The 20251-nt window shown below is 72.1% G+C and carries 20 protein-coding genes and 1 tRNA gene; 11 read left to right on the forward strand and 10 right to left on the reverse strand.

Annotated features, from left to right (window positions below; all coding sequences use genetic code 11):
* From AC5RWQ_RS13035 to AC5RWQ_RS13050, 4 genes are all read left to right on the forward strand, one after another.
* Complete coding sequence (locus AC5RWQ_RS13035) at window positions 1–825, forward strand: class I SAM-dependent methyltransferase (protein WP_494282995.1); 825 nt, start codon at window positions 1–3, stop codon at window positions 823–825.
* A 93-nt stretch (window positions 826–918) separates the two neighbouring features.
* A complete protein-coding gene (gene pgfA, locus AC5RWQ_RS13040; protein ID WP_494282996.1) occupies window positions 919–2166 on the forward strand; it encodes a cell envelope lipid trafficking protein PgfA in 1248 nt (415 codons plus the stop codon).
* Window positions 2167–2550: 384 nt separating this feature from the next.
* Window positions 2551–3153, forward strand: coding sequence for a DUF6230 family protein (locus tag AC5RWQ_RS13045; protein WP_494282997.1), 603 nt, complete (start codon window positions 2551–2553; stop codon window positions 3151–3153).
* Between the two features lie 77 nt (window positions 3154–3230).
* Window positions 3231–4766, forward strand: coding sequence for a DUF6114 domain-containing protein (locus AC5RWQ_RS13050; protein ID WP_494282998.1), 1536 nt, complete (start codon window positions 3231–3233; stop codon window positions 4764–4766).
* 61 nt (window positions 4767–4827) lie between these two features.
* Here the strand turns inward: AC5RWQ_RS13050 and AC5RWQ_RS13055 are convergent, their stop codons facing one another.
* Complete coding sequence (locus AC5RWQ_RS13055) at window positions 4828–6498, reverse strand: DUF885 domain-containing protein (RefSeq protein WP_494282999.1); 1671 nt, start codon at window positions 6496–6498, stop codon at window positions 4828–4830.
* Window positions 6499–6689: 191 nt separating this feature from the next.
* On the opposite strand from AC5RWQ_RS13055, the gene AC5RWQ_RS13060 reads away from it, so the two are divergent.
* Window positions 6690–7679, forward strand: a complete 990-nt coding sequence (locus AC5RWQ_RS13060) for a DMT family transporter (RefSeq protein WP_494283000.1) — start codon at window positions 6690–6692, stop codon at window positions 7677–7679.
* A gap of 11 nt (window positions 7680–7690) precedes the next feature.
* Here the strand turns inward: AC5RWQ_RS13060 and AC5RWQ_RS13065 are convergent, their stop codons facing one another.
* The 3 genes from AC5RWQ_RS13065 to AC5RWQ_RS13075 form a co-directional block, all read right to left on the reverse strand.
* Window positions 7691–8767 (reverse strand): PHP domain-containing protein, encoded by a 1077-nt coding sequence (locus AC5RWQ_RS13065; protein ID WP_494283001.1) that lies wholly within the window; start codon window positions 8765–8767, stop codon window positions 7691–7693.
* 73 nt (window positions 8768–8840) lie between these two features.
* The gene (locus tag AC5RWQ_RS13070; protein ID WP_494283002.1) at window positions 8841–11828 is read right to left on the reverse strand and encodes a glycosyl hydrolase; all 2988 of its coding nucleotides are present in this window, start codon (window positions 11826–11828) and stop codon (window positions 8841–8843) included.
* 172 nt (window positions 11829–12000) lie between these two features.
* Window positions 12001–12765 (reverse strand): M23 family metallopeptidase, encoded by a 765-nt coding sequence (locus AC5RWQ_RS13075; protein WP_494283003.1) that lies wholly within the window; start codon window positions 12763–12765, stop codon window positions 12001–12003.
* Window positions 12766–12843: 78 nt separating this feature from the next.
* Here AC5RWQ_RS13075 and AC5RWQ_RS13080 point away from each other — a divergent pair, with 78 nt between their 5' ends.
* From AC5RWQ_RS13080 to AC5RWQ_RS13095, 4 genes are all read left to right on the forward strand, one after another.
* Window positions 12844–13233 (forward strand): hypothetical protein, encoded by a 390-nt coding sequence (locus AC5RWQ_RS13080; RefSeq protein ID WP_494283004.1) that lies wholly within the window; start codon window positions 12844–12846, stop codon window positions 13231–13233.
* Window positions 13234–13304: 71 nt separating this feature from the next.
* Window positions 13305–13472 carry a hypothetical protein gene (locus AC5RWQ_RS13085; RefSeq protein ID WP_334493183.1) on the forward strand — a complete coding sequence of 56 codons (168 nt, stop codon included), beginning with the start codon at window positions 13305–13307 and terminating at the stop codon, window positions 13470–13472.
* A 118-nt stretch (window positions 13473–13590) separates the two neighbouring features.
* Entirely contained in the window at window positions 13591–14118 is a 528-nt protein-coding gene (locus AC5RWQ_RS13090) for a tRNA adenosine deaminase-associated protein (protein ID WP_494283005.1), read from the forward strand.
* Window positions 14119–14311: 193 nt separating this feature from the next.
* Window positions 14312–14761, forward strand: a complete 450-nt coding sequence (locus AC5RWQ_RS13095; RefSeq protein WP_494283200.1) for a nucleoside deaminase — start codon at window positions 14312–14314, stop codon at window positions 14759–14761.
* A gap of 64 nt (window positions 14762–14825) precedes the next feature.
* On the opposite strand, the gene AC5RWQ_RS13100 is transcribed toward AC5RWQ_RS13095, so the two are convergent.
* The 3 genes from AC5RWQ_RS13100 to deoD form a co-directional block, all read right to left on the reverse strand.
* Window positions 14826–15293, reverse strand: a complete 468-nt coding sequence (locus tag AC5RWQ_RS13100; RefSeq protein WP_494283006.1) for an acyl-CoA thioesterase — start codon at window positions 15291–15293, stop codon at window positions 14826–14828.
* Complete coding sequence (locus AC5RWQ_RS13105; protein WP_494283007.1) at window positions 15290–15928, reverse strand: TetR/AcrR family transcriptional regulator; 639 nt, start codon at window positions 15926–15928, stop codon at window positions 15290–15292. The genes AC5RWQ_RS13100 and AC5RWQ_RS13105 overlap by 4 nt, the downstream gene beginning before the upstream one ends.
* 123 nt (window positions 15929–16051) lie before the next feature.
* The gene (deoD, locus tag AC5RWQ_RS13110) at window positions 16052–16759 is read right to left on the reverse strand and encodes a purine-nucleoside phosphorylase (protein ID WP_494283008.1); all 708 of its coding nucleotides are present in this window, start codon (window positions 16757–16759) and stop codon (window positions 16052–16054) included.
* A gap of 75 nt (window positions 16760–16834) precedes the next feature.
* Here deoD and AC5RWQ_RS13115 point away from each other — a divergent pair.
* Window positions 16835–16921 (forward strand) — tRNA-Ser (locus tag AC5RWQ_RS13115).
* A gap of 181 nt (window positions 16922–17102) precedes the next feature.
* On the opposite strand, the gene AC5RWQ_RS13120 is transcribed toward AC5RWQ_RS13115, so the two are convergent.
* From AC5RWQ_RS13120 to AC5RWQ_RS13130, 3 genes are all read right to left on the reverse strand, one after another.
* Window positions 17103–17252: a hypothetical protein gene (locus AC5RWQ_RS13120; RefSeq protein WP_494283009.1), complete on the reverse strand. Its 150-nt coding sequence runs from the start codon at window positions 17250–17252 to the stop codon at window positions 17103–17105.
* Between the two features lie 97 nt (window positions 17253–17349).
* Window positions 17350–17562 (reverse strand): hypothetical protein, encoded by a 213-nt coding sequence (locus AC5RWQ_RS13125; RefSeq protein ID WP_494283010.1) that lies wholly within the window; start codon window positions 17560–17562, stop codon window positions 17350–17352.
* A 60-nt stretch (window positions 17563–17622) separates the two neighbouring features.
* Window positions 17623–19791: a hypothetical protein gene (locus AC5RWQ_RS13130; RefSeq protein WP_494283011.1), complete on the reverse strand. Its 2169-nt coding sequence runs from the start codon at window positions 19789–19791 to the stop codon at window positions 17623–17625.
* Here AC5RWQ_RS13130 and AC5RWQ_RS13135 point away from each other — a divergent pair.
* A complete protein-coding gene (locus tag AC5RWQ_RS13135; protein WP_494283012.1) occupies window positions 19769–20074 on the forward strand; it encodes a hypothetical protein in 306 nt (101 codons plus the stop codon). The two genes, AC5RWQ_RS13130 and AC5RWQ_RS13135, sit on opposite strands and share 23 nt — an antisense overlap.
* Window positions 20075–20251 lie beyond the last annotated feature (177 nt).

The raw sequence follows: 20251 nt of genomic DNA on the forward strand, positions 1-20251 counted from the left end.
ATGACCGCTGAGCAGGGGCGGGCGGCCCGGCGCCGCTTCGCCACCCTGGGTCGCTCGGTGACCCTGTTCCGGGCCTTCCTGGTCGAACAGACCGACCCGGACCACTTCTACGGCATGCTCGCCGACGACTCGGTACGCCAGGTCTCGGGTTACGCCGGGCTGGCCGGGCGGACCGTGCTCGACGTGGGTGGCGGGCCGGGCTACTTCGCCTCGGCGTTCCGGGCGGCCGGCGCCCACTACGTCGGGCTCGACCCGGACGTGGGGGACTTCTCCGCGGCCGGGTCGGCCGAGGGGATGCTGCGCGGCAGCGGCACCGCCCTGCCGGTCCGGACCGGGAGCGTGGACGTCTGCTTCTCGTCGAACGTGCTCGAACACGTCTCCGTGCCGCACCGGATGCTCGACGAGATGGCCCGGGTGACCCGACCCGGCGGGGTCATCTTCGTGTCGTTCACCCCGTGGCTCTCGCCGTGGGGCGGGCACGAGACCGCGCCCTGGCACTACCTGGGCGGGGAGCGGGCCCGGCGGCGCTACCAGCGGCGGATGGGCCGGCCGCCGAAGAACCGCTTCCGGGAGACGCTCTTCCCGGTCTCCATCTCCGACGCGCTGCGCTGGACCCGGGGCAACCCCGAGGTCGAGGTGCTGGACGCCCTGCCGCGCTACCACCCGTGGTGGGGCCGGTGGATCGTCCGGGTTCCCGGCGCCCGGGAGATCGCTTCATGGAACTTCCTGCTCGTGCTCCGTCGGGCCGGTGGAGAGCCGGACGACGACGGGCAGGTGGCCGTCGCCACGGATGAAAGATCTGCTGCGGCGGGAAAAGTGAGCTGACCGGGGGTCGCGTCGCCATGTGACCAGGTAGTAACCTCCCCGCCATCTCTCAGATCTACATCGACGACAATTGAGCTCCTCCAGGGAGGCAAGATGAAGCACCGCGCCATCGGTGCCGTGCTGTTCGGGGTCGGCGTACTGCTCCTGGCGCTGGCCGCCGGGCTGGTGTTCGTCGTGACCCCCGCGTTGACCAAGCTCCCGTACGACCTGGACCCCTCGACGTCGGTGGCGGAAGCCAGCAACGCGAAGTTCCTCCAGATCAAGGACGGGTCCATCAAGGTCAACGACGGCAAACTCAGGTCCACCGTCCTGGTCACCCAGGACCGGTCGCAGACCGCGAAGCTCTCGGGCGACCTCGACGGCAAGGCCGTGGTGTGGAAGGTCGGCCAGACCGTCGACCGGGTCGACAACAAGGATCTGGTCAGCGCGTACGGCGCCCAGCTCGCGCTGGACCGGGTCTCCGGTGCGGCGTTGGACTGGAAGGACCAGTGGCTCGACGACGCCGGCGAGCAGGAGCGGGTGAAGTTCGCCGGCCAGATCTACAAGTTCCCCTTCAACACCGAGAAGCGGGACTACGAGATCTACGACCGTGACCTGCGGACCGTCCGTCCGGCCAAGTTCGCCGGTACGGAGAAGATCCAGGGCCTCGAGGCGTACCGGTTCGAGCAGGTGATCACGGATGAGCCGCTGAACCTGGCCCCGACCCGGATCTCGCCGCTGGTGGCCACTTTCGCGAAGGGCGCCACCGACGCCAAGGTCGTCTACAGCAACCAGCGGACGGTCTGGGTGGACCCGGTCACCGGTTCCTACGTCAAGGTGCGCGAGGTGCAGAAGAAGGTCCTGACGCCGAACGTGGGCGAACCGACCACGCTGCTTGACGCGGACTTCGCGTACACCGACGGGACCATCACGGCCTCGGTGAAGCGGGCGAAGGAGAGCCGGGACAGCCTGCGGCTGCTGGGCGTCTACGCCCCGATCGGCCTGGCCGTGCTGGGCCTGCTGCTGCTCGTCGGCGGCCTGCTGGTGGGTCGTCGCGCGGCGGCGGTCACCGCCGGCGAGGCGCGGCACCGGGCCGACGTCGTGCCGGTCGCGGCACCGGTCGACACCCCGACCCGGGTGGACGGCGAGCCGGTCCGCGACGACGACGTGCTGCCGGTCGAGGACGACGTGGTGCCGGATCGGGTGGACGAGCGGCCGACGGCCGAGCAGCCCCCGGTGGAGCGCGAGGGCGGCCCGCTCAGCGACGAGATCCCGCCGGCGTCGACGAACTGGCGTGCCGAGGACGAGCCGACGGTGCCGGTGCAGCGTCCGGCCGCCGACGACGAGGTCGAGAAGCACTGAGTCGAGCGCGACGGTGAGGGCGGGTCGACCGGTGGTCGGCCCGCCCTTCGCGTTTCCACGGTGACGCTGAGCGCTCGTTACGGAATCGTAACCCGTCGATGGTTTGAGTGCGCAACGTGAGTACCACCGATCCGGTACGGCCGGTTCGCGGGGTTTATCCCGGGCGTCGCTCCCCATCGGCATCTACCGACGGTGATCGATCGGGATCATTGTGCAGCGGCAGTGTTACCGGCCGGTAATAGGGGTCTTGTGACCCACACCTCACTCGGGGCACCATCAGGCGCACGCTCGTTACCCGCCGGTAACAGGTGGCGGCCCGGCCCGGGGCCACCACCGGCCGACCGGCCCACCCCGAAGAGCACCAGCCCCACCGAGGAGGAATCCGTGCAGGATCGGATCGACAACCCGGGACGTACCCGGTGGCGGCGCTTCGCCGCGATGATGGTGCCCACGACCGCTGCCGTCGGCGCCATCCTGTTCGGCATGCAGAGCGGTGCCATCGCCTCCGACATCACCGTCTCCGGCCAGACCTTCAAGATCGGTGCGGAGCGGCTGGAGGGTGACGGCTTCAAGCAGTACGGCGGCAAGGTCAAGGAGAAGAACGGGACCGTCCACCCGATCGCCCTGGCCGAGATCAGCAGCGCCGACCTCTACAAGCTCTGCCAGTCGGTCAAGGCGGACGGCATCCCGGTGGTGCTCACCATCCACGCGGGCGAGGGCAAGGAGCCGGCCCGCGCCAAGGACCTGCTCATCGCCATGGACAGCCTGGACGGCAACGCCAAGTTCACCAACATCAAGATCGGGCGGGACGCCAGCGAGCTGAACGCCTCGGCGGAGGCCGGCTCCTTCGGTCAGAACGCCGAGCACGTGACCATCACCGGCCTCCAGCAGGTGTCCCGGTACACCACCGCCTCCACCTTCAACCTGGTGGGCCTGCGGCTGAAGATCAACGTCGGGGCGGACGCCCAGAACAAGGAATGTTTCTGAGCTGACCCCGGGTCCGCGGCGGCCGGCCGCCGCGGACCCGTTTCCGTCCCTCGCCCCCGCTCCGCCAGGAGGAGTACGTGACAACCGCTGATCCGCAACACGTCCGCGCCGGTGGCGTCGGCCGGACGTGGCGGGGCTTCCGCCGCTGGCGCCGCAGCCGGCCCTTCTGGGGCGGCCTGTTCACCGCGCTGGCCGGGGCGGAGATGTTCGCCTCCACCAAGATGACGCTCAACGGCCTGAGCTTCCACAGCGGATCCACCGGGCTGTACTCGCTGTTGATCCCGATCATCCTGGTCACCTGCGGACTGCTGCTCTGGTTCAGCCCGGCGCAACGGATCTTCTACTCGATCGTCGCCGCGGTCACCACCGTCTACTCGCTGATCGGGCTCAATCTCGGCGGCTTCTTCCTGGGCCTGCTGCTCGGCATGGTCGGCAGTGCCCTGGCCTTCGCCTGGACCCCGACCGCCCGGCCCGCCCCGACGCCGGTCGCCACCGACGCCCCGACCGGCGACCCCACGCCGCAGCCCCCGAGCGCCGACGACGGGTCGCTGGTCGACGAGCTGATGCCCGCCGAGGGCCGGGGCATACCGCGGCAGCGCGACGACGCGCCGCCGACCGGCACGGAGCGCCCCGGGGTGCCGGGTGGCGGCCGGGACCCGCACTACTTCGCAGTCGCGCTGGCGCTGCTCGGCCTCTCCGCCGGTGCCCTCACGGTCGTCCGGCCGACGCCCGTGCGGGCCGCCCCGGTGCCGCCCGCCGCCACCGCCTGCCCCACGCCGCCCACCGGGGCCACGAAGCCGGCCCCGACGGCCGGACCGACCCGCGCCACCCGGTCGACCCCGTCCGCCTCGGCCACCACCGGTGGCGGCACGTCGACGCCGGCCGCCAGCCCCAGCCCGTCACCGACGTCCACCTCGGACGGGAACATCCTCACCGACATCCTGCACGGCATCGGGGATCTCTTCACCGGTGGCCGGCAGGCCGAGCCGACCGCGAGCCCGTCGGCCAGCCCGAGCCCCAGCGGCGCCGGCAGGCCGGCGACCTCGGCGACGCCGGTACCGACCACCACCCGGCCCGGGCTCACCGGCCGGTCCGGCCGGGCCGCCGTCGCCTGCCCACCGGCCCCGCCGACCCGGTCCCGGACCGTCCAGCCGGGCAAGGTGATGCCGAAGCTCGCCCCGCAGCCGGGGCAGCCGAAGGTGGCGCAGCGACCGTCCAAGCTGACCGGTTCCAAGGTCACCATGACCGGGCTGCGGTTCGACGGGATCGTCGAGCTGCCGACCGCCAACGGGACGCTCAAGGTGCTGAAGTTCAGCATGGCCAAGGCGGTGACCGACGACTTCAAGCTGGTCGCGGACGGCCCGGTCGGGCGGAGCCAGCAGTACGTGACGGACCGGCTGACCGTGCAGGGCGACGTGGCGTTCTACGCGACCCGCTTCGTCGGCCGGCTACTCGGCATCAAGATCACGCTGACCCCGGACCTGCCGTTCCCGGACGGCATCCCGATCACGTCACCCATCCCGATCACCTTCACCGATCCGGCGATCGACCTGGCCTTCGTCGACTCCGACACGCTGACCGCCCGGCCGGCGCTGGAGCTGCGGCTCACCTGACCTCCGTCCCACCACCACCGGGCACCGGGGGCGGGCACCCGCCCGCCCCCGGTCCCGCCAGTCAGAGCCGGGCCAGCGCCCGGCGCAGCGGGTCGAGGCCGAGCGCGCCCAGGTCGAGGGCCTGCCGGTGGAACTCCTTGAGGTCGAAGTCGGCGCCCTTGCGGGCCTTCGCCTCCTCCCGGGCCTGCAACCAGATCCGCTCGCCCACCTTGTACGAGGGCGCCTGCCCCGGCCAGCCCAGGTAACGGTTCAACTCGAACCGCAGGTTCTCGTCCGGCACCCGGCAGTGCGCCCGCATGAACTCCCAGCCCAGCTCCGGCGTCCAGCGCTCGCCGGGGTGGAAGCCGAACGGGTTGTCCCGCGGGATCTCCAGCTCCAGGTGCATGCCGATGTCGACGATCACCCGGGCCGCCCGGAACGCCTGCCCGTCGAGCATGCCGAGCTTGTCGCCCGGATCCTCCAGGTAGCCCAGCTCGTCCATCAGCCGCTCGGAGTAGAGCGCCCAGCCCTCGCCGTGCCCGGAGACCCAGCAGAGCAGCCGCTGCCAGCGGTTGAGCAGCTCGGCGCGGACCGCCGTCTGCGCCACCTGGAGGTGGTGACCCGGGACGCCCTCGTGGTAGACCGTGGTCACCTCCCGCCAGGTGGAGAAGTCGGTGATGCCCTGCGGCACCGCCCACCACATCCGCCCAGGGCGGGAGAAGTCCTCGCTGGGCCCGGTGTAGTAGATCGCGCCGTCGCTGGTCGGGGCGAGACAGCACTCGATCTTGCGGACCTGCTCGGGGATGTCGAAGTGGGTGCCGTGCAGCTCGGCGATCGCCTTGTCGGCCAGCGCCTGCATCCAGTCCCGGAACGCCTCCTTGCCCTGGATGGTCCGGGCCGGGTCGGCGTCGAGCGCACTCACCGCCTCGTCGACCGTCGCGCCGGGGCCGACGATCCGCCCGGCCACCGCCCGCATCTCGGCCTCCAGCCGGGCCAGCTCCGCGAACCCCCAGGCGTACGTCTCGTCGAGGTCGACCTTCGCGCCGAGGAAGTACTGCGAGGCCAGCTCGTACCGCTCCCGACCGGCGGCCTGCCGGTCCCGCCCGTGCGGGGCCAGCTCGGTGCGGAGGAACTGCCCGAACTCGGCGGTCGCCGCGGTGGCCGCCGCGGCGCCCCGGCGCAGCTCCGCGCCGAGCGTGCCCTCCACCCCGAGCCGCTCCACCAGCCCGTGGAAGAAGTTGTCACCGTTCGGGTCGGTCCAGATGTCGCACTGCTTGGCGACCTCGACCAGCTGCACCTTCGAGCTGACGTGGCCGGCGGCGGCCGCCTCGCGCAGGGTGGTCTTGTAGCCCTCCAGCGCGCCGGCGAACCGGTTGAGCCGGGTGGCGACGTTGGCCTGGGCCGCCTCGCCCTCGGTGGGCATCAGGTCGAAGACCATCCGGATCTCGTGCAGCCCGCTGGCGATGACGTTGACCTCGCTGGTCACCTCGCCGGCCTCGTACCGGGCGAGGTCCAGGCCGAGGCGCTCCTGCATGGCCTCCCTGGCGGTCCGTTCCGCCTCGGACTGGGGCTCCGCCACGTCCAGGTCGGTCAGCGTCCGCCGGGTCAGCTCGGCCCGGGCCGCGTACCCGTCGGGGGAAAGGTCGTCGAGCTGGTCGTCGTAGCCGGAGATGCCGACGTAGGTGGCGCCGGTCGGGCTCAGCGGCGCCCAGTCGGCCACGTACTGGTTCGCGAGGTCATCGATTCGTCCCACGTGCGAACCCTACGTGACCGACTGGTGCGGATGTCGACCGTGTTTGCCGTGTTCAGGGAAGCAGCTCGGCCGGACTGCACACCTCCTCGGCTGGTCGACGCCTTCAATGCAAGGCGGTTGCTGTGGCGGTCGACACGGCGTCCGATTTTCGCGGGACTTCGTCGTACGGCTGCGGCAGAGTGCAAGGGGTGATGGCCCACACCACTCCTGACCGCTCGGCGCTGCGTAGCTGGCTGCCGGGTTTCCTCGCGCTCGCCGCGATCTGGGGTTCCAGTTTCCTGTTCATCAAGGTCGGGGTCGAGGAGCTGCACCCGCTGCACCTCACCCTCTACCGGGTCGCCACCGGCGCGCTGACCCTGCTGGCGGTGCTCGCCCTGCTCCGCGATCGGCTGCCGCGCGAGCCGCGGGTCTGGGCGCACCTGGTGGTGGTCGCCGCGTTCGGGGTGGCGATCCCGTTCACCCTCTTCGGCTTCGGTGAGCAGCGGGTCGAGTCGATGCTCGCCGGCATCTGGAACGCCACCACCCCGCTGATCGTGCTGCCGCTGGCGGTGCTGGTCTTCCGTACCGAGCGGCTGACCGCCCGGGCGGCGGTCGGGCTGGGGCTGGGTTTCCTCGGCGTGCTGGTGGTGCTCGGCGTCTGGGAGGGGGTGGGCGGCGCCCACTTCACCGGCCAGCTGATGTGCTTCGGCGCGGCCGCCTGCTACGGCGTGGCCATTCCGTACCAGAAGAAGTTCATCGCCGGCAGCTCCCACTCCGGGCTCTCCCTGTCGGCGGCGCAGCTGCTGGTCGCGACCGCGCAGCTGGCCGTGGTCGCGCCGCTGGTGGCCGGCGCTCCGCCGGTGCCGACCCGGCTCTCGCTCGACGTGCTGGCCAGCGTGCTGGCTCTCGGCGCGCTCGGCACCGGGTTGGCCTTCGTGATCAACCTGCGCAACATCCGGATCGCCGGGGCGAGCACCGCCTCCACCGTGACGTACCTGATCCCGGTCTTCGCGGTGCTGATCGGCGCGGTGGTCCTCGACGAGCGGCTGAACTGGCATCAGCCGGTCGGCGCGCTGGTCGTGCTGCTCGGGGTCGCCGTGGCACAGGGACTGGTCGGCCGCCGGCGGCCCCGCACCGCGGTCGCCGCCGGCACGCCCGCGGTGCCGGCCGCCGAACCGGCCGCCGAGCCCGCCGCTCGCTGAGCTCGGCCGGGTCAGGACCGGCCGTGGGAGCCGGTCCACTTCAGCAGGCGATCCGCCGTCCAGGTGTTGACCACCCGGTCGGCGGGGACGCCGCAGAGCGCCGCCCGCTCACAGCCGAACCGCTGCCAGTCGAGCTGGCCGGGCGCGTGCGCGTCGGTGTTGATGGCGAACCGGCAGCCGGCCTCCAGCGCCCGGCGGATCAGCCGCTTCGGCGGGTCCTGCCGCTCCGGCCGAGAGTTGATCTCGATGGCCACGTCGTGCTCCGCGCAGGCCGCGAAGACCGCGTCGGCGTCGAAGTTGCTCTCGGGGCGGGTACGCGCCCGGTGCGCCCGGTCGCCCGGCCCCTTCACCCCGGCCGGCCGGGACGCCACCATCCGCCCGGTGCAGTGGCCCAGGATGTCCAGGTGCGGGTTGGCGACCGCGGCCAGCATCCGCCGGGTCATCTTCGCCCGCTCGTCGTTCAGTCCGCTGTGCACCGAGCCGACCACGACGTCCAGCCGGGCCAGCAGGTCGTCGGACTGGTCCAGCGAGCCGTCGGCGAGGATGTCCACCTCGATGCCGGTGAGGATGCGGAAGCCCTTCGGCAGCGCGTCGTTCACCGCGGCCACGTGGTCGAGCTGCTTGCGCAGCCGGTCGGCGGTCAGGCCCCGGGCCACCTTCAGCCGTGGTGAATGGTCGGTCAGCACCACGTACCGGTGGCCCAGCTCCACCGCGGCGAGCGCCATCTCCTCGATCGGCGACCCGCCGTCGGACCAGTCGGAGTGGGTGTGGCAGTCGCCGCGCAGCGCGGCCCGCAGCGCGGCGGCCGCGGCGTCCAGGTCGGTGCCCTCGGTGGCGACCAGCCGGCGCAGGTAGACCGGCTCCTCGCCGGCCAGCGACTCGGCGACGCAGCGGGCCGTCACGTCGCCCACCCCGGTCAGCTCGGTGAGCTTCCCGGTGCGGGCCCGCTCGGCGACCTCCTTCGCCGGCAGCGCGGCGAGCGCCGCGGCGGCGGAGCGGAACGCCCGCACCCGGTAGGTGGCCTCGTTGGCCCGTTCCAGCAGGAACGCGATCCGGCGCAGGTCGGCGATGGGGTCCCGGGCGCTCATGTCCTGCAAAATACGCGCCCGCGCCGCCGGTCGCGGGACGACCGGCGGCGCGGGCTGGTGGTGGGAGCGGGGATCAGGAGTACGGCAGCTTCACGACCGACTGGTCGCCGATGCCGAGGGTGGTCGGGTTGACGCCGATCGCCGACCAGACCTCGACCTTGACGGTGCCGTTGGCGAGGTTGCCGAGGGTGCCGACCCCGGAGAGCAGGCCGCTGTTCTGCGTGTAGTGCTCGTAGCCGGGAACCGGATCGGTCGGGAAGTAGCGGTACGTCTCCACCCGGTCGAAGGTGCCGTCGCCGGTCAGGTCGTAGGAGACCCGGGCCTGCACCCCGTTGCCGACCGACTGGCCGGCGTCGAGGAACAGGTCGAACCCGGTCTGGCCGCCGGACCAGGCGAGGTTCAGGCCGGTGGCGGTGAAGACCGCCGGGTTGTGCGGGGTGCCGTCCCAGTTGGCCCCGCCGGCGCTGGACACCGAGGTGGTGGTGGTGGCGCCGGCCGCCGCGAGTCCGCCGCCGGGGAGCAGGAACCGGGTCGGCGCGTTGCTCGGCGGCGTGGTCGGCTCGGTGGGCGTGGGGCTCGGGCTGGTCGGGGTCGGTGAGGGGGACGGACTGGTGGTGGTCGGGGTCGGTGAGGGGCTGCTGGTGGTCGGCGTCGGGCTCGGGCTGTCCGTCGGCGGGACGGTCGGGCTCGGGTCGACGCCGCCGGTCGCGTTGCCGCCGCTCCAGGTGTTCGCCCCCGAGGTGGCGGTCTTCCCGGCGGCGACCGTGAGGCGGGTGCCGTCGGAGAAGCTGACCGTCAGCGGTGCGGCGGTGATGTTGCTGGCCACGTAGGTGCGGGCACCGTTGCGGTTGAAGACCGCGGCCAGCGGGTGGTCGGCGGTGACCGACGTGTCGACCTGGCCGAGGGCGGCGAGGTTACGGATCCAGTGGAACGTGTGGGCCCGGCTCTCGCCCTCCTCCGGGGTGTACCCGGGGTTGGCGCGGAGCTTCGTCAGCGCCGCGTCCGGGTCGCCGAGGGCCAGGAACTGCCACACGATGTCCTGCCAGACGGTGGGCTCCCCGCCGTTGTTGCGCACCAGTTCGGCGTAGTTCGCCCTGTTGTAGGCCGGGTGGTAGCCCAGGTAGAGGTGGCCGCCGGTGACCGGCAGCATGTTGATGCCCTGGATCATCTCCGGGTCGGCGCTGAACCAGGTGGCGTACGCACCGCCGTCACCCCAGACCATGCCGACCGTGGAGTGCCCGAAGTTCTCCGGGAAGTTCTGGTCGTCGGCGTCGAACCAGTACTCCTGGATCGCCGCCGCCTGGGTGGTGTAGATGAAGACGCCGGCGTCCCGGACGGCGGTGTTGCCGGTCGCCTGTCCCCACTGGATCAGGGCGTTGGCGAAGTTCATCCCCTCGGACGACGACTCCTGGTTGTTGCCGGCGTTGAACGAGCCGTGCCCGGAGGCCCAGTCGTGCCCGGCGTAGATGTCGAAGTCCCGCAGGTACGGGAAGCGGTTGTCGGCGCGGCTGTAGTTGTTGGCGTCCCGGATGAGCAGGTCGACCATGCCGCCGTACTGGGCGTTCGAGGCCCACGCCGGGTCGAACTTGGCCAGCGTGGCGGCGGCGGCGACGAAGTAGCCGTAGTGGAAGTGGTGGTCGTTGAGCTCCTGGTCGGACCCGTACGACGCCGGGTAGCCGATCAGGGAGCCCCAGTTGCGGTCGTAGCAGAAGACCCGGGCGGTCTTGCCCGGCGTGGCGGTGAACCAGTCGGTCAGCGTGCTCCGGATGGCGTTCAGTGCCGCGTCACGGGTCTGCGTGTCACCGACCTGGTCGGCGATCTCGGCGATCCGGGCGGCCCGGCCGAGGCCCTTGCCGGTCCAGTAGGTGTCGCCGCCCCGCTGGTCCATCGGGTTGCCGCGCAACGCCGCCAGCTGGTCCTTGAGCTGGGCCAGGTCGGCACCGGCGCCGGTGCCGACGGCCGGCAGTTCCGGCAGTACGCCGTGGAACTTCATCGCGGTGCGGAACTCGGTCACCCCGGCGAGCACCTTCATCCGGCCGCGGGCGGACGGGTAGCTGGCGCCGAGTGGGGTGGAGCCGGTCAGCGCCTTCCACTGGTGCGGGTAGAGGCTCACCACGGTCTGGGTGGCGGTGCCCTCCCGGGCCGTGGTGGTGAAGGCGTACGTGGTGTTCACCGTGCTGGTCGCGGTGTTGTAGGAGTACGACACCCGGGTCCCGGTGACGTGGGCGTGGGCGTACCGGCCGTAGCTGGCGGCCAGCTCGGCCCGGGCCGCGGCGTCGGTGGTCGGGGTGGTGGGCAGCAGGGCCACCGAGAAGTAGCCCTTCCCGGCCAGGGTGGAGGTGATCCGGCCGCCGCTGACCGTCCAGCTCGCGCCGGTCGGGGCGTAGGCGACGTAGTCGTGGCCCTTGACGGTGAAGCCGATGGTGGCGCCGCTGTTGGACCAGACCGTGGGGCTGCCGCCGGTCGGGTTGATGTTCGCGTCGCCGCCGCTGGTCTGGAAGTACGCGAACGGCAGCCCGTGGCCGATGGTGGCCCGCATGGTGCGGACGCCGTCGCTCCAGTACGGGCTGACCGTCCAGTCGCTCCAGTCGTCGACCTTGACGGTCGGGACGCCGAGCGCGGTCACGCCGACCCTGAAGTCCTCGGAGTAGGCGAACTTGTACTCGCCGACGCCGGTCGCGGTGCCGCTGATGGCGGCGGTCGACGGGGCCGAGAAGCCGAGACCGTCACTGAACGCCTGGTAGGAGACGGGGTGGGCGTGCAGCGGCTCGCTGTAGGAGCAGTTGGTCTTCTTCCACAGCAGCGACGACCACCAGTCGTTGGTGGGGATCGGGCCGGCCGGTGCGTTGGCGGTGGCGTACTGCCGGGGGTTGGTGGACATCTCGCCGCAGCCGGCGGGGAGCGGGCCCACCGGGTCGGTGGTGTAGCTGCCGGCGCCGACGGTTGCGGCCTCGGCGAAGGTGGTGGCAGCGGTGAAGGTCAGGCCGCCGACGAAGACGGCCAGGGCGGTGGTGGTGGCGAGCACCCAGGGGGCGCGGCGGCGTGGGACGGGAGGTGTCATCTTTCCTCCAGCGCGGTCGGTGTCATCGGGGCCGAGCGCGCGGTTCGTCGGAATTGGGGAGGTTAGTTACCTGAGAGAGCGCTCTCTCACGCGGACGTTAACCGACCGGTAAGACTCACGTCAATGTGTCGATCAGATGGCGTACGCGTTGCCCGGCCCGGCGGACGGGCGGTCAGCCCGCCCCGGACGTGGTGCGCGGGGCCTTCGGGCAGCCGTGATCACGCTCCCACGTGGACACCTCGGCGACCGGGGACCGGTTGCCCCGCTTCCGCCAGGAGTCCAGATACTTCGCCGGCCACACCACGCCCCGGCGGATCCACCAGTCGTCGTGCCCCGAGCACTTCGGCGAGAGCCCGAAGTGGAGGTGGCAGACATTGTTCGCGTTGCCCGTCCGACCCACCCGGCCGAGCTGCTGTCCGGCCCGCACCCGCACCCCCGCGTCGACGCCCGCGCTGATCGCGCTCAGGTGCGAGCCGTAGTAACGCACCCCGTCGTCGCCGAGCAGCGACACCGAGAGTCCGCCGTTGAACGGCCCCAACGGCCCCCGCCGGTCGAACCGGTCCACCCTGCTCACCTCCAGGACCGTGCCGTCGGTGACCGCCACGACCGGCTCCCCGCAGTCGGCGAAGATGTCCGTCCCCGGGTACCCCGAGTGGGTCGGGTGGTAGTCGACGTCGTCGGCGCGGACCGGGAAGACCCGCCGCAGGTCCGTCCGGGTCGGCGACGGGGCCGGCGTGGCCCGGGTCCCCGCCGGCGGGGTGGGCGGGACGGCCGGCTGGTCCGCCGTGGCCACCGCGCTCGGTCCGTCCCAGACCACGCTCGGTGCGGCGGCCGGCCGCTCGGCCGGCCCGCAGCCGCCGAGCAGCGCCGGCGCGAGCAGCAGCAGGACGGGGTACGCCGGACGCGCGCGACGGCGGCCGGTCGGTCGGGAGGACATTCGGACATCCTGACAGACGGATACGGTGGGAGGGTCCCCGGTGAGCACCACCCTCCGTGAACGGGAGCAGTGACGGCGATGAACGGTCAGCCCGCCTACCCGGCGCAGCCGGCGGCCGGTCCCGGTCAGCTGGCGCGTATCCCCTCGGGGCTCTTTCCGGCCGGGCCACCGCGCCGGCCCGCCTGGCGCGAACCGCACCCGGTCACCGGCGCCGGGGTGGCCGCCGGCGCGGCGCTCGCCGCGGCCTGGCTGGTGCTGTTCGGCCTGCTCGGCCGAGACGTCGGCGGCTACGCCTGGTGGACCCTGGTCGCCGGCGGGCTGGCCTGGCTGGCCGCCCTGGCGCTGGTCCGGTACGGCGACCGGGGGGTCGCCACCGGCGTCGCCATCGTCACCGCGGGTGGTTGGAGCATCGCGTTCGCGGTGGTCGTGGTCCGCTGGGCGACCAGCGGGAACTGGCCCATGTGGTGACGTAGGGTCATCGCCCCGCTGCGGAACGAACGCCACTTGACGTACCCGCTGTGACTGGGCACGCTTCCCGTATGGCTTGGACCACCCCGCGGCTCGATCCCGAGCGAAGCCGTCGCCGCCTGCAGATTCTCGCCGAGCTGGCGGGAGCCCGGGCGGTACGACAGCGCGACAAGCCGCAGCGGGAGCACACCGAGCGACTGCGCCAGCTCATCGCCACGCGTCGCCGCGTCGCGAGCTGAACCGACTTTTGCAGGATTGGCCGGCCCTTCGGGGCGTTGACCGGTCGCCTGCCGACCCGACCGGTTAACGTGCACGCGTAATGAGTCGGCGTGCTGTGCCGAGGCCTTTGGGGGGACCGTGTCGTACTTCGCTGCCGCCGTGGTGCGTGACGAGGGCAGCTGGAGCGCCGCCGAGGTGAGTCTGCGCGGCGCCACCGATCTCGACGACGTCGCCGAGCGGCTGCGCGACGTCGAGCCGGAGGCCGACCTGTCACTGCTCTTCGTCGAGGCCGACGACGCCTACCTGGTGATCCTGCGCCTCGACGAGGGGGAGGACCTGCGGGTCTTCGGCTCCGACTCGGCGTACGCCGAGGAGTCCCGGCTGGGCGCCCTGCTGGTCGGTGACCTGAAGACCTCCGTCACCGGGCTCGACGAGGCCGAGGAGCCGCGGCCCGCCGCGTCCGGCGACGACGAGAGCGAGCAGCCGGCCGTCGACCCGGAGGCCGACCCGGTCGGCGACGCGGACATCCTCGCCGACCTGGGCATCCCGTCCCAGCGGCTGCTCCGGCTCAGCGCCCAGGAAGGGATGCTGCCGGCCGACGTCACCGCCGAGGTGTGCCAGGTGCTCGGCTGCGCCGACGAGGTGGAGGAGCTGCGTGAGGTCTGACCCGCCCGGCCTCTCCGGCGGTGGCTCGCCCCTCGCGGGCGCCGCCGAGCCGGCCGACGCGACCGACCCCGCGCTGGAGACCGTACGTCCCGGACAGCCGACCCCGGGCCGGCCCGGCCGGATCGGGCCGGGCGCGGACGAGGGGCTGGCCGACCCGGGCGCCGCTGGTCGCCGGCAGCGGCACGAGCTGTGGATGCGCCGCGCCCTGGAGATCGCCGTCACGGGCCCCGACTCGCCGCCGCCCGGCGCCGATGTCACGGTGGACGACGTGCCGGTGGGCGCGGTGGTCTACGGCCCGGACGGCACCGAGCTGGCCGTCGGCCGCAACGAACGCGAGTTGACCGGGGACCCGACCGCCCATGCCGAGGTGTTGGCGCTGCGCCGGGCCGCCGAGCGGCTCGGCCGGTGGCGGCTGGACGACTGCACCCTGGTCGTGACGCTGGAGCCGTGCACGATGTGCGCCGGCGCGCTGGTGCTGGCCCGGGTCTCGACCGTGGTCTTCGGCGCCTGGGAGCCCAAGACCGGTGCCGCCGGCTCCCTCTGGGACGCGCTCCGCGACCGCCGCCTCAACCACCGCCCTGAGGTCTACGGCGGCATCCTGGAGGTGGAGAACGCCGCCGTCCTCCGCGCCTTCTTCCGCTGACCACCAGCCCGTCCATGGCCGGTGTCCCGTTCCAGGTCGGTCGCCGCTCAGGCTGGTGGGCCGGTCAGGCCGGGGTCGGGGCGGGGCGGAGCAGGTTCGCGGCCACCGCGCGGGCGGTCTCGGTCCACGGGGTGGGTCGCAGGGTCGCCGGGTCGAGCCGGACGATCGCGCGCCGGCCCTCGGCGTGCACGATGCCGCCGTCGAGCGAGCGGAACTGGTAGGCGTACTCGGCGCTGCTGGTGCCGAAGTGTTCGAGCCAGAAGTGCACCGCCACCGGCCCGGTGGCCGCGATCGGAGCGCGGTAGGTGATGGCGAACTCGCGGACCGCGTGGAAGGTGTCCGGCGCACTGCGCTGCCCGCCCTGGTACGAGACGCCCCGCTCGGCCCAGTACGCGGTCAGGGCCCGTTCCAGCAGCACCGCGTACCGGGAGTTGTGCAGGATGCCGAGGGCGTCGAGGTCGTCGAAGTACACGTTGACGGGTTCGAGGTGGCCGTATTCGACGGCGGAGGGGGCGGCGAGGGCGTGACTCATGAGAGGCCTTCCGGTAGCAGGGTCGGATCGGGGCACAGCGCCCGTAGGCGGTGCAGCAGGCCCTGGCGGGCGTGCCGGTAGGCGGCGTCGGCGTCCAGCAGCCGGGACCGCATCGCGGCGGTGATCCCGAGCGCGTCGATCTCGTACGCCAACTGCGGGACGTCGGTGTCGGCGGGGAGTTCGCCGGCGGCGACCGCCTCCCCGACGAGGTGTTCGAGGAATTCGGTCCAGCGGCCGAACACCTCGGCGAGGCGGTCCCGGACCGGGCCGGGTCGGGCGTTGTACTCGAAGTCGGTGCTGGCGAAGAAGCAGCCGCCGGGGAGCACCCGGGCGGCGTAGAAGTCGATTCGGGCCTGGTGCAGGGCCCAGAGCCGCCGGACGCCCCGGGGGGCGCGCAGCGCCGGGCCGATGATCCGCTCCTGCCACTGCTCCACCGCCCGGTCGACGGTGGCGAGCTGGAGTGCCTCCTTGGAGCGCCAGTGCGCGAACAGGCCGGACTTGCTCACCCCGAGCGCGTCGGCGAGCTGCGCGAGAGAGAGCCCGTGCAGTCCGACCTCGGTGGCCAGCACCACGGCGGCGTCCAGCGCGGCGCCCCGGGTCCGGTCGCCGCGGGCGACGCGTCCGTCGACTGTCATGGGGAGAGGTTAAACAAAAAGCACGACCGATCGTATTGTTTTGTCCGGTGACCGTGGTCACGTCGACACGGCGACACCCCGCCATCCGGATCGGATGACGGGGCGTCGGGAAAGGAGGGGTGATCAGGCGATGGCGGTGTCCAGGGCGATCTCGACCATCTGGCCGAAGGTCTGCTCACGCTCCTGCGAGGTGGTCTTCTCGCCGGTCTTGATGTGGTCGCTGACCGTGAGGATGGTCAGGGCGCGGGCCCGGAACCTGGCGGCGATCGTGTAGAGCGCCGCGGACTCCATCTCGACGGCCAGCACGCCGTAGTCGGCGAGGGTGTCGTAGAGGTCCGGCCGGTCGGTGTAGAAGGCGTCCGCGGCCAGGATCGGCCCGACCCGCATCTGGATGCCGCGCCGCTCGGCCACCTCGACCGAGGTACGCAGCAGCCCGAAGTCGGCGACCGGGGCGTAGTCGATCAGCCCGTCGAAGCGCATCCGGTTCATGTTCGAGTCGGTCGACGACCCGCTCGCGGCGACCACGTCGCGCAGCTTGAGCTCCTCGGTCAGGGCGCCGCAGGAGCCGACCCGGATCAGGGTCTTCACGCCGTACTCGTTGATCAGTTCGTGGGCGTAGATGGAGGCGGACGGCATGCCCATGCCGGAGCCCTGGACGGAGACGTTCACGCCGTTCCAGCGGCCGGTGAAGCCCAGCATGCCCCGGACCGTCGAGTAGCACGTGGCGTCCTCGAGGTAGGTCTCCGCGATCCACTTGGCCCGCAGCGGGTCGCCCGGCATCAGGACCCGCTCGGCGATCTCTCCCGGCTTCGCGCCGATGTGCGTACTCATGGCAAAGATCCTGCCAGGCCGGCTCGGGGGATACCGGTTCGGCACCCAGACCCGCGGTCCTGTACCCTCGTCGGCGGTGGCGTGTCCGAGTGGCCTAAGGAGCACGCCTCGAAAGCGTGTGAGGGTTTACGCCCTCCGCGGGTTCAAATCCCGCCGCCACCGCTCGTGAACAGCGAGAACGCCCGGTCGGTCCGCCAGGACCGGCCGGGCCTTCCGCCTGTGGTCTCAGTTCGCGCTCAAGGGCCCCTTTTCGGCGGCGGTGTCGGCTCGCACCTGGCGGCGGTTGGAGCAGTGCCCGCCCTGCTTCCGCCAGCGGCTGGCAGGTGTGGGCAGCCGACCTGACTCAACGGCGGCGACGCCACAGCATGAAGCCCACGAACAGTGCGCCGATGACCCAGGCGGTCATGAAGATCGCGGCCCCCCGCGCGGACAGCGGACTACCGTTGACCACGGTTGGTAGAGCGATCTTTTGGATCGTGTATGGGAGATTCACGTCTGCCTCCTCGCCGCTCAGTGATGATCATCTATACGATCATCCATCGACGGAAACGCAGGCGAGGGTGACAAGCTGCAGTGTCCGGCATAGCTAGTCAGGTGCGCCGGCGGTTGGACTCCTGCCGAACTGCCCTGGTGAGGTCGCGCCAACTGCCGGCCGAGGTCTTCATCATCCGGTCGACCACCGAGCCTGCGGATGCTTCGTCCGGGAAGTCGTACGAGACCTCCTGCCCGCCGGCACCACCGAGGCGGCCACGGACCCGCCAGAGCCGACCGTCGAAGACCAACCAGATGTCGCGCCGGGCCATGCGGTTTCCGTGTGTACGGCAATTCGGTGGGCCGGCCCTGCTGGGCCGGCCCACCGCGTCTCAGCCAGCCGGGGCGCTGGCGTCGGAGTGGGTCAGCCGGTACGTGGCGTCCTTTCCGTCCGTCTCCAGCAGCACCGTGAGGGGACCCTCCGGCAGGCTGCAGGTGAAGGCCCACTCCGCTGTGCGTCCCCCGCCGCAGTTCCAGCGCTCCACGCCCCGGCTGTCGAGGACCGACACCTCGGCGACCCCGGCGCCGGCGGTCCGCTTCCAGGTGAAGCTCTCCATCGCCGCGTGCTGGTCGGCCGGGATCGAGAAGCAGGTCACGAACCGGTCCGCGCCGGTGGTCACCGTGGTGTCCGGGGGCAGCACCGGGCAGGCGGGCGGCCCGTCGACCCGGGAGAACGCCACCGCGTACGTGCCGGTGGGCTCGTGGATGACGCCGTTGACCAGGGCGAAGAACGGTGCCGGCCCGGTCAGTTCGCAGCTGGACCCGGTCGGGCACACGTCGGTGCCGGTGGCGTCCACCACGGTGATCTCCGCCTGCCTGTCGTCGGGCCCTTCGACCGGCTCCGACAACACGATGCGGGAGCCGGCCGGGCTGTTCAGCCGGAGGCAGTCGATCTGCCCGGCGGCCTGGAACGCGCCCCGGCGCGGAGCGTCCCGCCAGCCGGTGTCCGACACGGCGGCGCAGCCCGAAGGCGCCCACGGCAGGAGCGCGGCGGCGTGCTCGACGTCGTTCTCGACCACCGAGTCCGGCCCGAGCACCAGGGTGTAGCGGGCGGCGGTGGGGAGGGTGCAGCGGCCGGGAACGCAGACCAGCCGGCCCGCGCGGTCGTACACCCGGCTCGACACGGCGTCGTTGTTCTCGCCGACGGTGCGCAGCCGGTAGTCACCGGCCTGCGCGATCTCCAGCGTGCGGCAGCGGATCCCGCCCGCTGTCGGTGCGACGCCGTAGCTGCCGGGTGCGAGGGTGGGGCAGCCGACGGCGTCGGAGAGCCGGCGGATCTGCATCGGGTACGTGTTGCTGCCTCCGGCATCCCACGCCGGCAGGTACGAGATCACCCGGTAGCTGCCGTCGGCCGGGAGCACGCAGCCGGCCTCGCCGTCGGACGAGCTGGCGCAGATCCGGGCACCCTTCTGGTCGACGAGCCACGTGGAGTCGGTGTTCTCGACGTACGTGACCACCCGGTCGCCGGCCCTGCCCTGGAACGGCTGGCAGTTGGTCTGCACCGGGGAGGTCTGCTGCAGGCGCAGGGTCGGCTGGTCCCAGGAGGTGCCGGTGGTGGAGGCGCAGCCGTCGACGCGGTGCAGTGCGGTCACCGCCAACTGGTAGTCCAGCACGTTCGGGTGGAACGCGCTCCACAGCAGCAGTGTGTACGACCCGGCCGCGGGCAGGGTGCAGTAGCGGGCGGAGGACCTGTCGCAGATCCGCCGGCCGGCGTTGTCGTAGAGCTTCCACCGCAGGTACTGCTCGGTGAACCAGTCGATGCGGACCGCGACCTCACCGGCGGTGGCGGTGGAGAAGGAGTGGCAGACCCGCTGGTTCGGCTGCAGGAGGGCTCGGCGGGCAGCTGAGCCCGGGTCGCCGAACGGGGCAAGCGGCAGCGTCGGGCAGCCGACGGCCTGGGAGATGCGCGGCATCCAGAGGGCGTATGCCGTCTGCTCGCCGTGATCCTCGTGCAGGAAGACCCGGTACGGCCCCGGCGTGTTCAGCGTGCAGTCGCTGTCGTCGTGGCCGGACTGGCAGAGCTGCTGGTGCCGCGCGTCCATGATCACTGCCCGGAGGGCGCCCGTGCCCGGGTCCCGCAGGTGCGGCTTGGCGATGTACAGAGCGGTGCCGGTGGGCTGGTCGAACGTGAAGCACCGAGCGGCCAACCCGGCCGGGAGGGTGCCGCCGACCCCGGTCGAGGCCCAGGAGAAGACGTCCTGCGGCAGTTGCTCGCAGGTCGACGGCGTCCGCCTCGATTCGACCGAAAGGGTGTAGGACCCCTTCCCGCTGCCGCTGTCCGTCGTCACTGCGATCGTGTAAATGCCGGCAGTGCCGAGTCGGCACTGGTTGAGGGCGGCGGCGAGGTCACAGAACCTGGTGCCGTCCCCGCCGCTCACCCAGGCGGTGAGGCTGACGCCCGACACCTCGTCGAACTGGGCGTACAGGGTGTCGGAGTCGGCGGTCGTGGTTACCGTCCAGGTGTCCTTCGCCAGGTCGGTGATCCACGGGCAGGCCTTCACCGTGCCGAAGGTCAGCTTGCCGCCGCAGAAGGAGCGGGTGTTGTTCCGCCGCGTCTGGGTGATGGTGAGCCGCCGGGCGCGGGTCGGCTCCGTCGTCAGCCCGGCGGCCGTCGCGCTCGACGTCGACGTGGGCGTGGGCGTGGGGGACACGACACCGGCGGGCGCGGTCGACGACGGCGCCTCGGCGGTCGCGGTGGCCCGCGACGACGCCGGGAAGGCGGCCCCGGTCGGCGCGGTCGCGGTGGCCGGACGGGCGGCGGCGGCGGTCACCGTGGACGACTGATGGGTGGCGGCGGTCGACGTCGTTCCGCCCGTGCCGGCGGTGGACGGTCCGACCAGGAACGTCGGGACAGTCAACACGGCCGCGACGGCCATCGTGAGCCGTGAGTTTCCCCTGGTGGCCCGGTGCCCCGGGCGGGCGGGCAGGGTTGTCCGCACAATCAACTCCCCGTGTGGTGCC

This window comes from Micromonospora sp. BS32 (genome assembly GCF_059089345.1).

What these genes read in the sequence shown, in the direction of transcription:
- AC5RWQ_RS13035 (WP_494282995.1), top strand. Translation starts at nt 1, where the DNA reads ATGACCGCTGAGCAGGGGCGGGCGGCCCGGCGCCGCTTCGCCACCCTG.
- pgfA (WP_494282996.1), top strand. Translation starts at nt 919, where the DNA reads ATGAAGCACCGCGCCATCGGTGCCGTGCTGTTCGGGGTCGGCGTACTG.
- AC5RWQ_RS13060 (WP_494283000.1), top strand. Translation starts at nt 6,690, where the DNA reads ATGGCCCACACCACTCCTGACCGCTCGGCGCTGCGTAGCTGGCTGCCG.
- AC5RWQ_RS13065 (WP_494283001.1), bottom strand. Translation starts at nt 8,767, where the DNA reads ATGAGCGCCCGGGACCCCATCGCCGACCTGCGCCGGATCGCGTTCCTG.
- AC5RWQ_RS13070 (WP_494283002.1), bottom strand. Translation starts at nt 11,828, where the DNA reads ATGACACCTCCCGTCCCACGCCGCCGCGCCCCCTGGGTGCTCGCCACC.
- AC5RWQ_RS13075 (WP_494283003.1), bottom strand. Translation starts at nt 12,765, where the DNA reads ATGTCCTCCCGACCGACCGGCCGCCGTCGCGCGCGTCCGGCGTACCCC.
- AC5RWQ_RS13080 (WP_494283004.1), top strand. Translation starts at nt 12,844, where the DNA reads ATGAACGGTCAGCCCGCCTACCCGGCGCAGCCGGCGGCCGGTCCCGGT.
- AC5RWQ_RS13085 (WP_334493183.1), top strand. Translation starts at nt 13,305, where the DNA reads ATGGCTTGGACCACCCCGCGGCTCGATCCCGAGCGAAGCCGTCGCCGC.
- AC5RWQ_RS13095 (WP_494283200.1), top strand. Translation starts at nt 14,312, where the DNA reads ATGCGCCGCGCCCTGGAGATCGCCGTCACGGGCCCCGACTCGCCGCCG.
- AC5RWQ_RS13100 (WP_494283006.1), bottom strand. Translation starts at nt 15,293, where the DNA reads ATGAGTCACGCCCTCGCCGCCCCCTCCGCCGTCGAATACGGCCACCTC.
- AC5RWQ_RS13105 (WP_494283007.1), bottom strand. Translation starts at nt 15,928, where the DNA reads ATGACAGTCGACGGACGCGTCGCCCGCGGCGACCGGACCCGGGGCGCC.
- deoD (WP_494283008.1), bottom strand. Translation starts at nt 16,759, where the DNA reads ATGAGTACGCACATCGGCGCGAAGCCGGGAGAGATCGCCGAGCGGGTC.
- AC5RWQ_RS13125 (WP_494283010.1), bottom strand. Translation starts at nt 17,562, where the DNA reads ATGGCCCGGCGCGACATCTGGTTGGTCTTCGACGGTCGGCTCTGGCGG.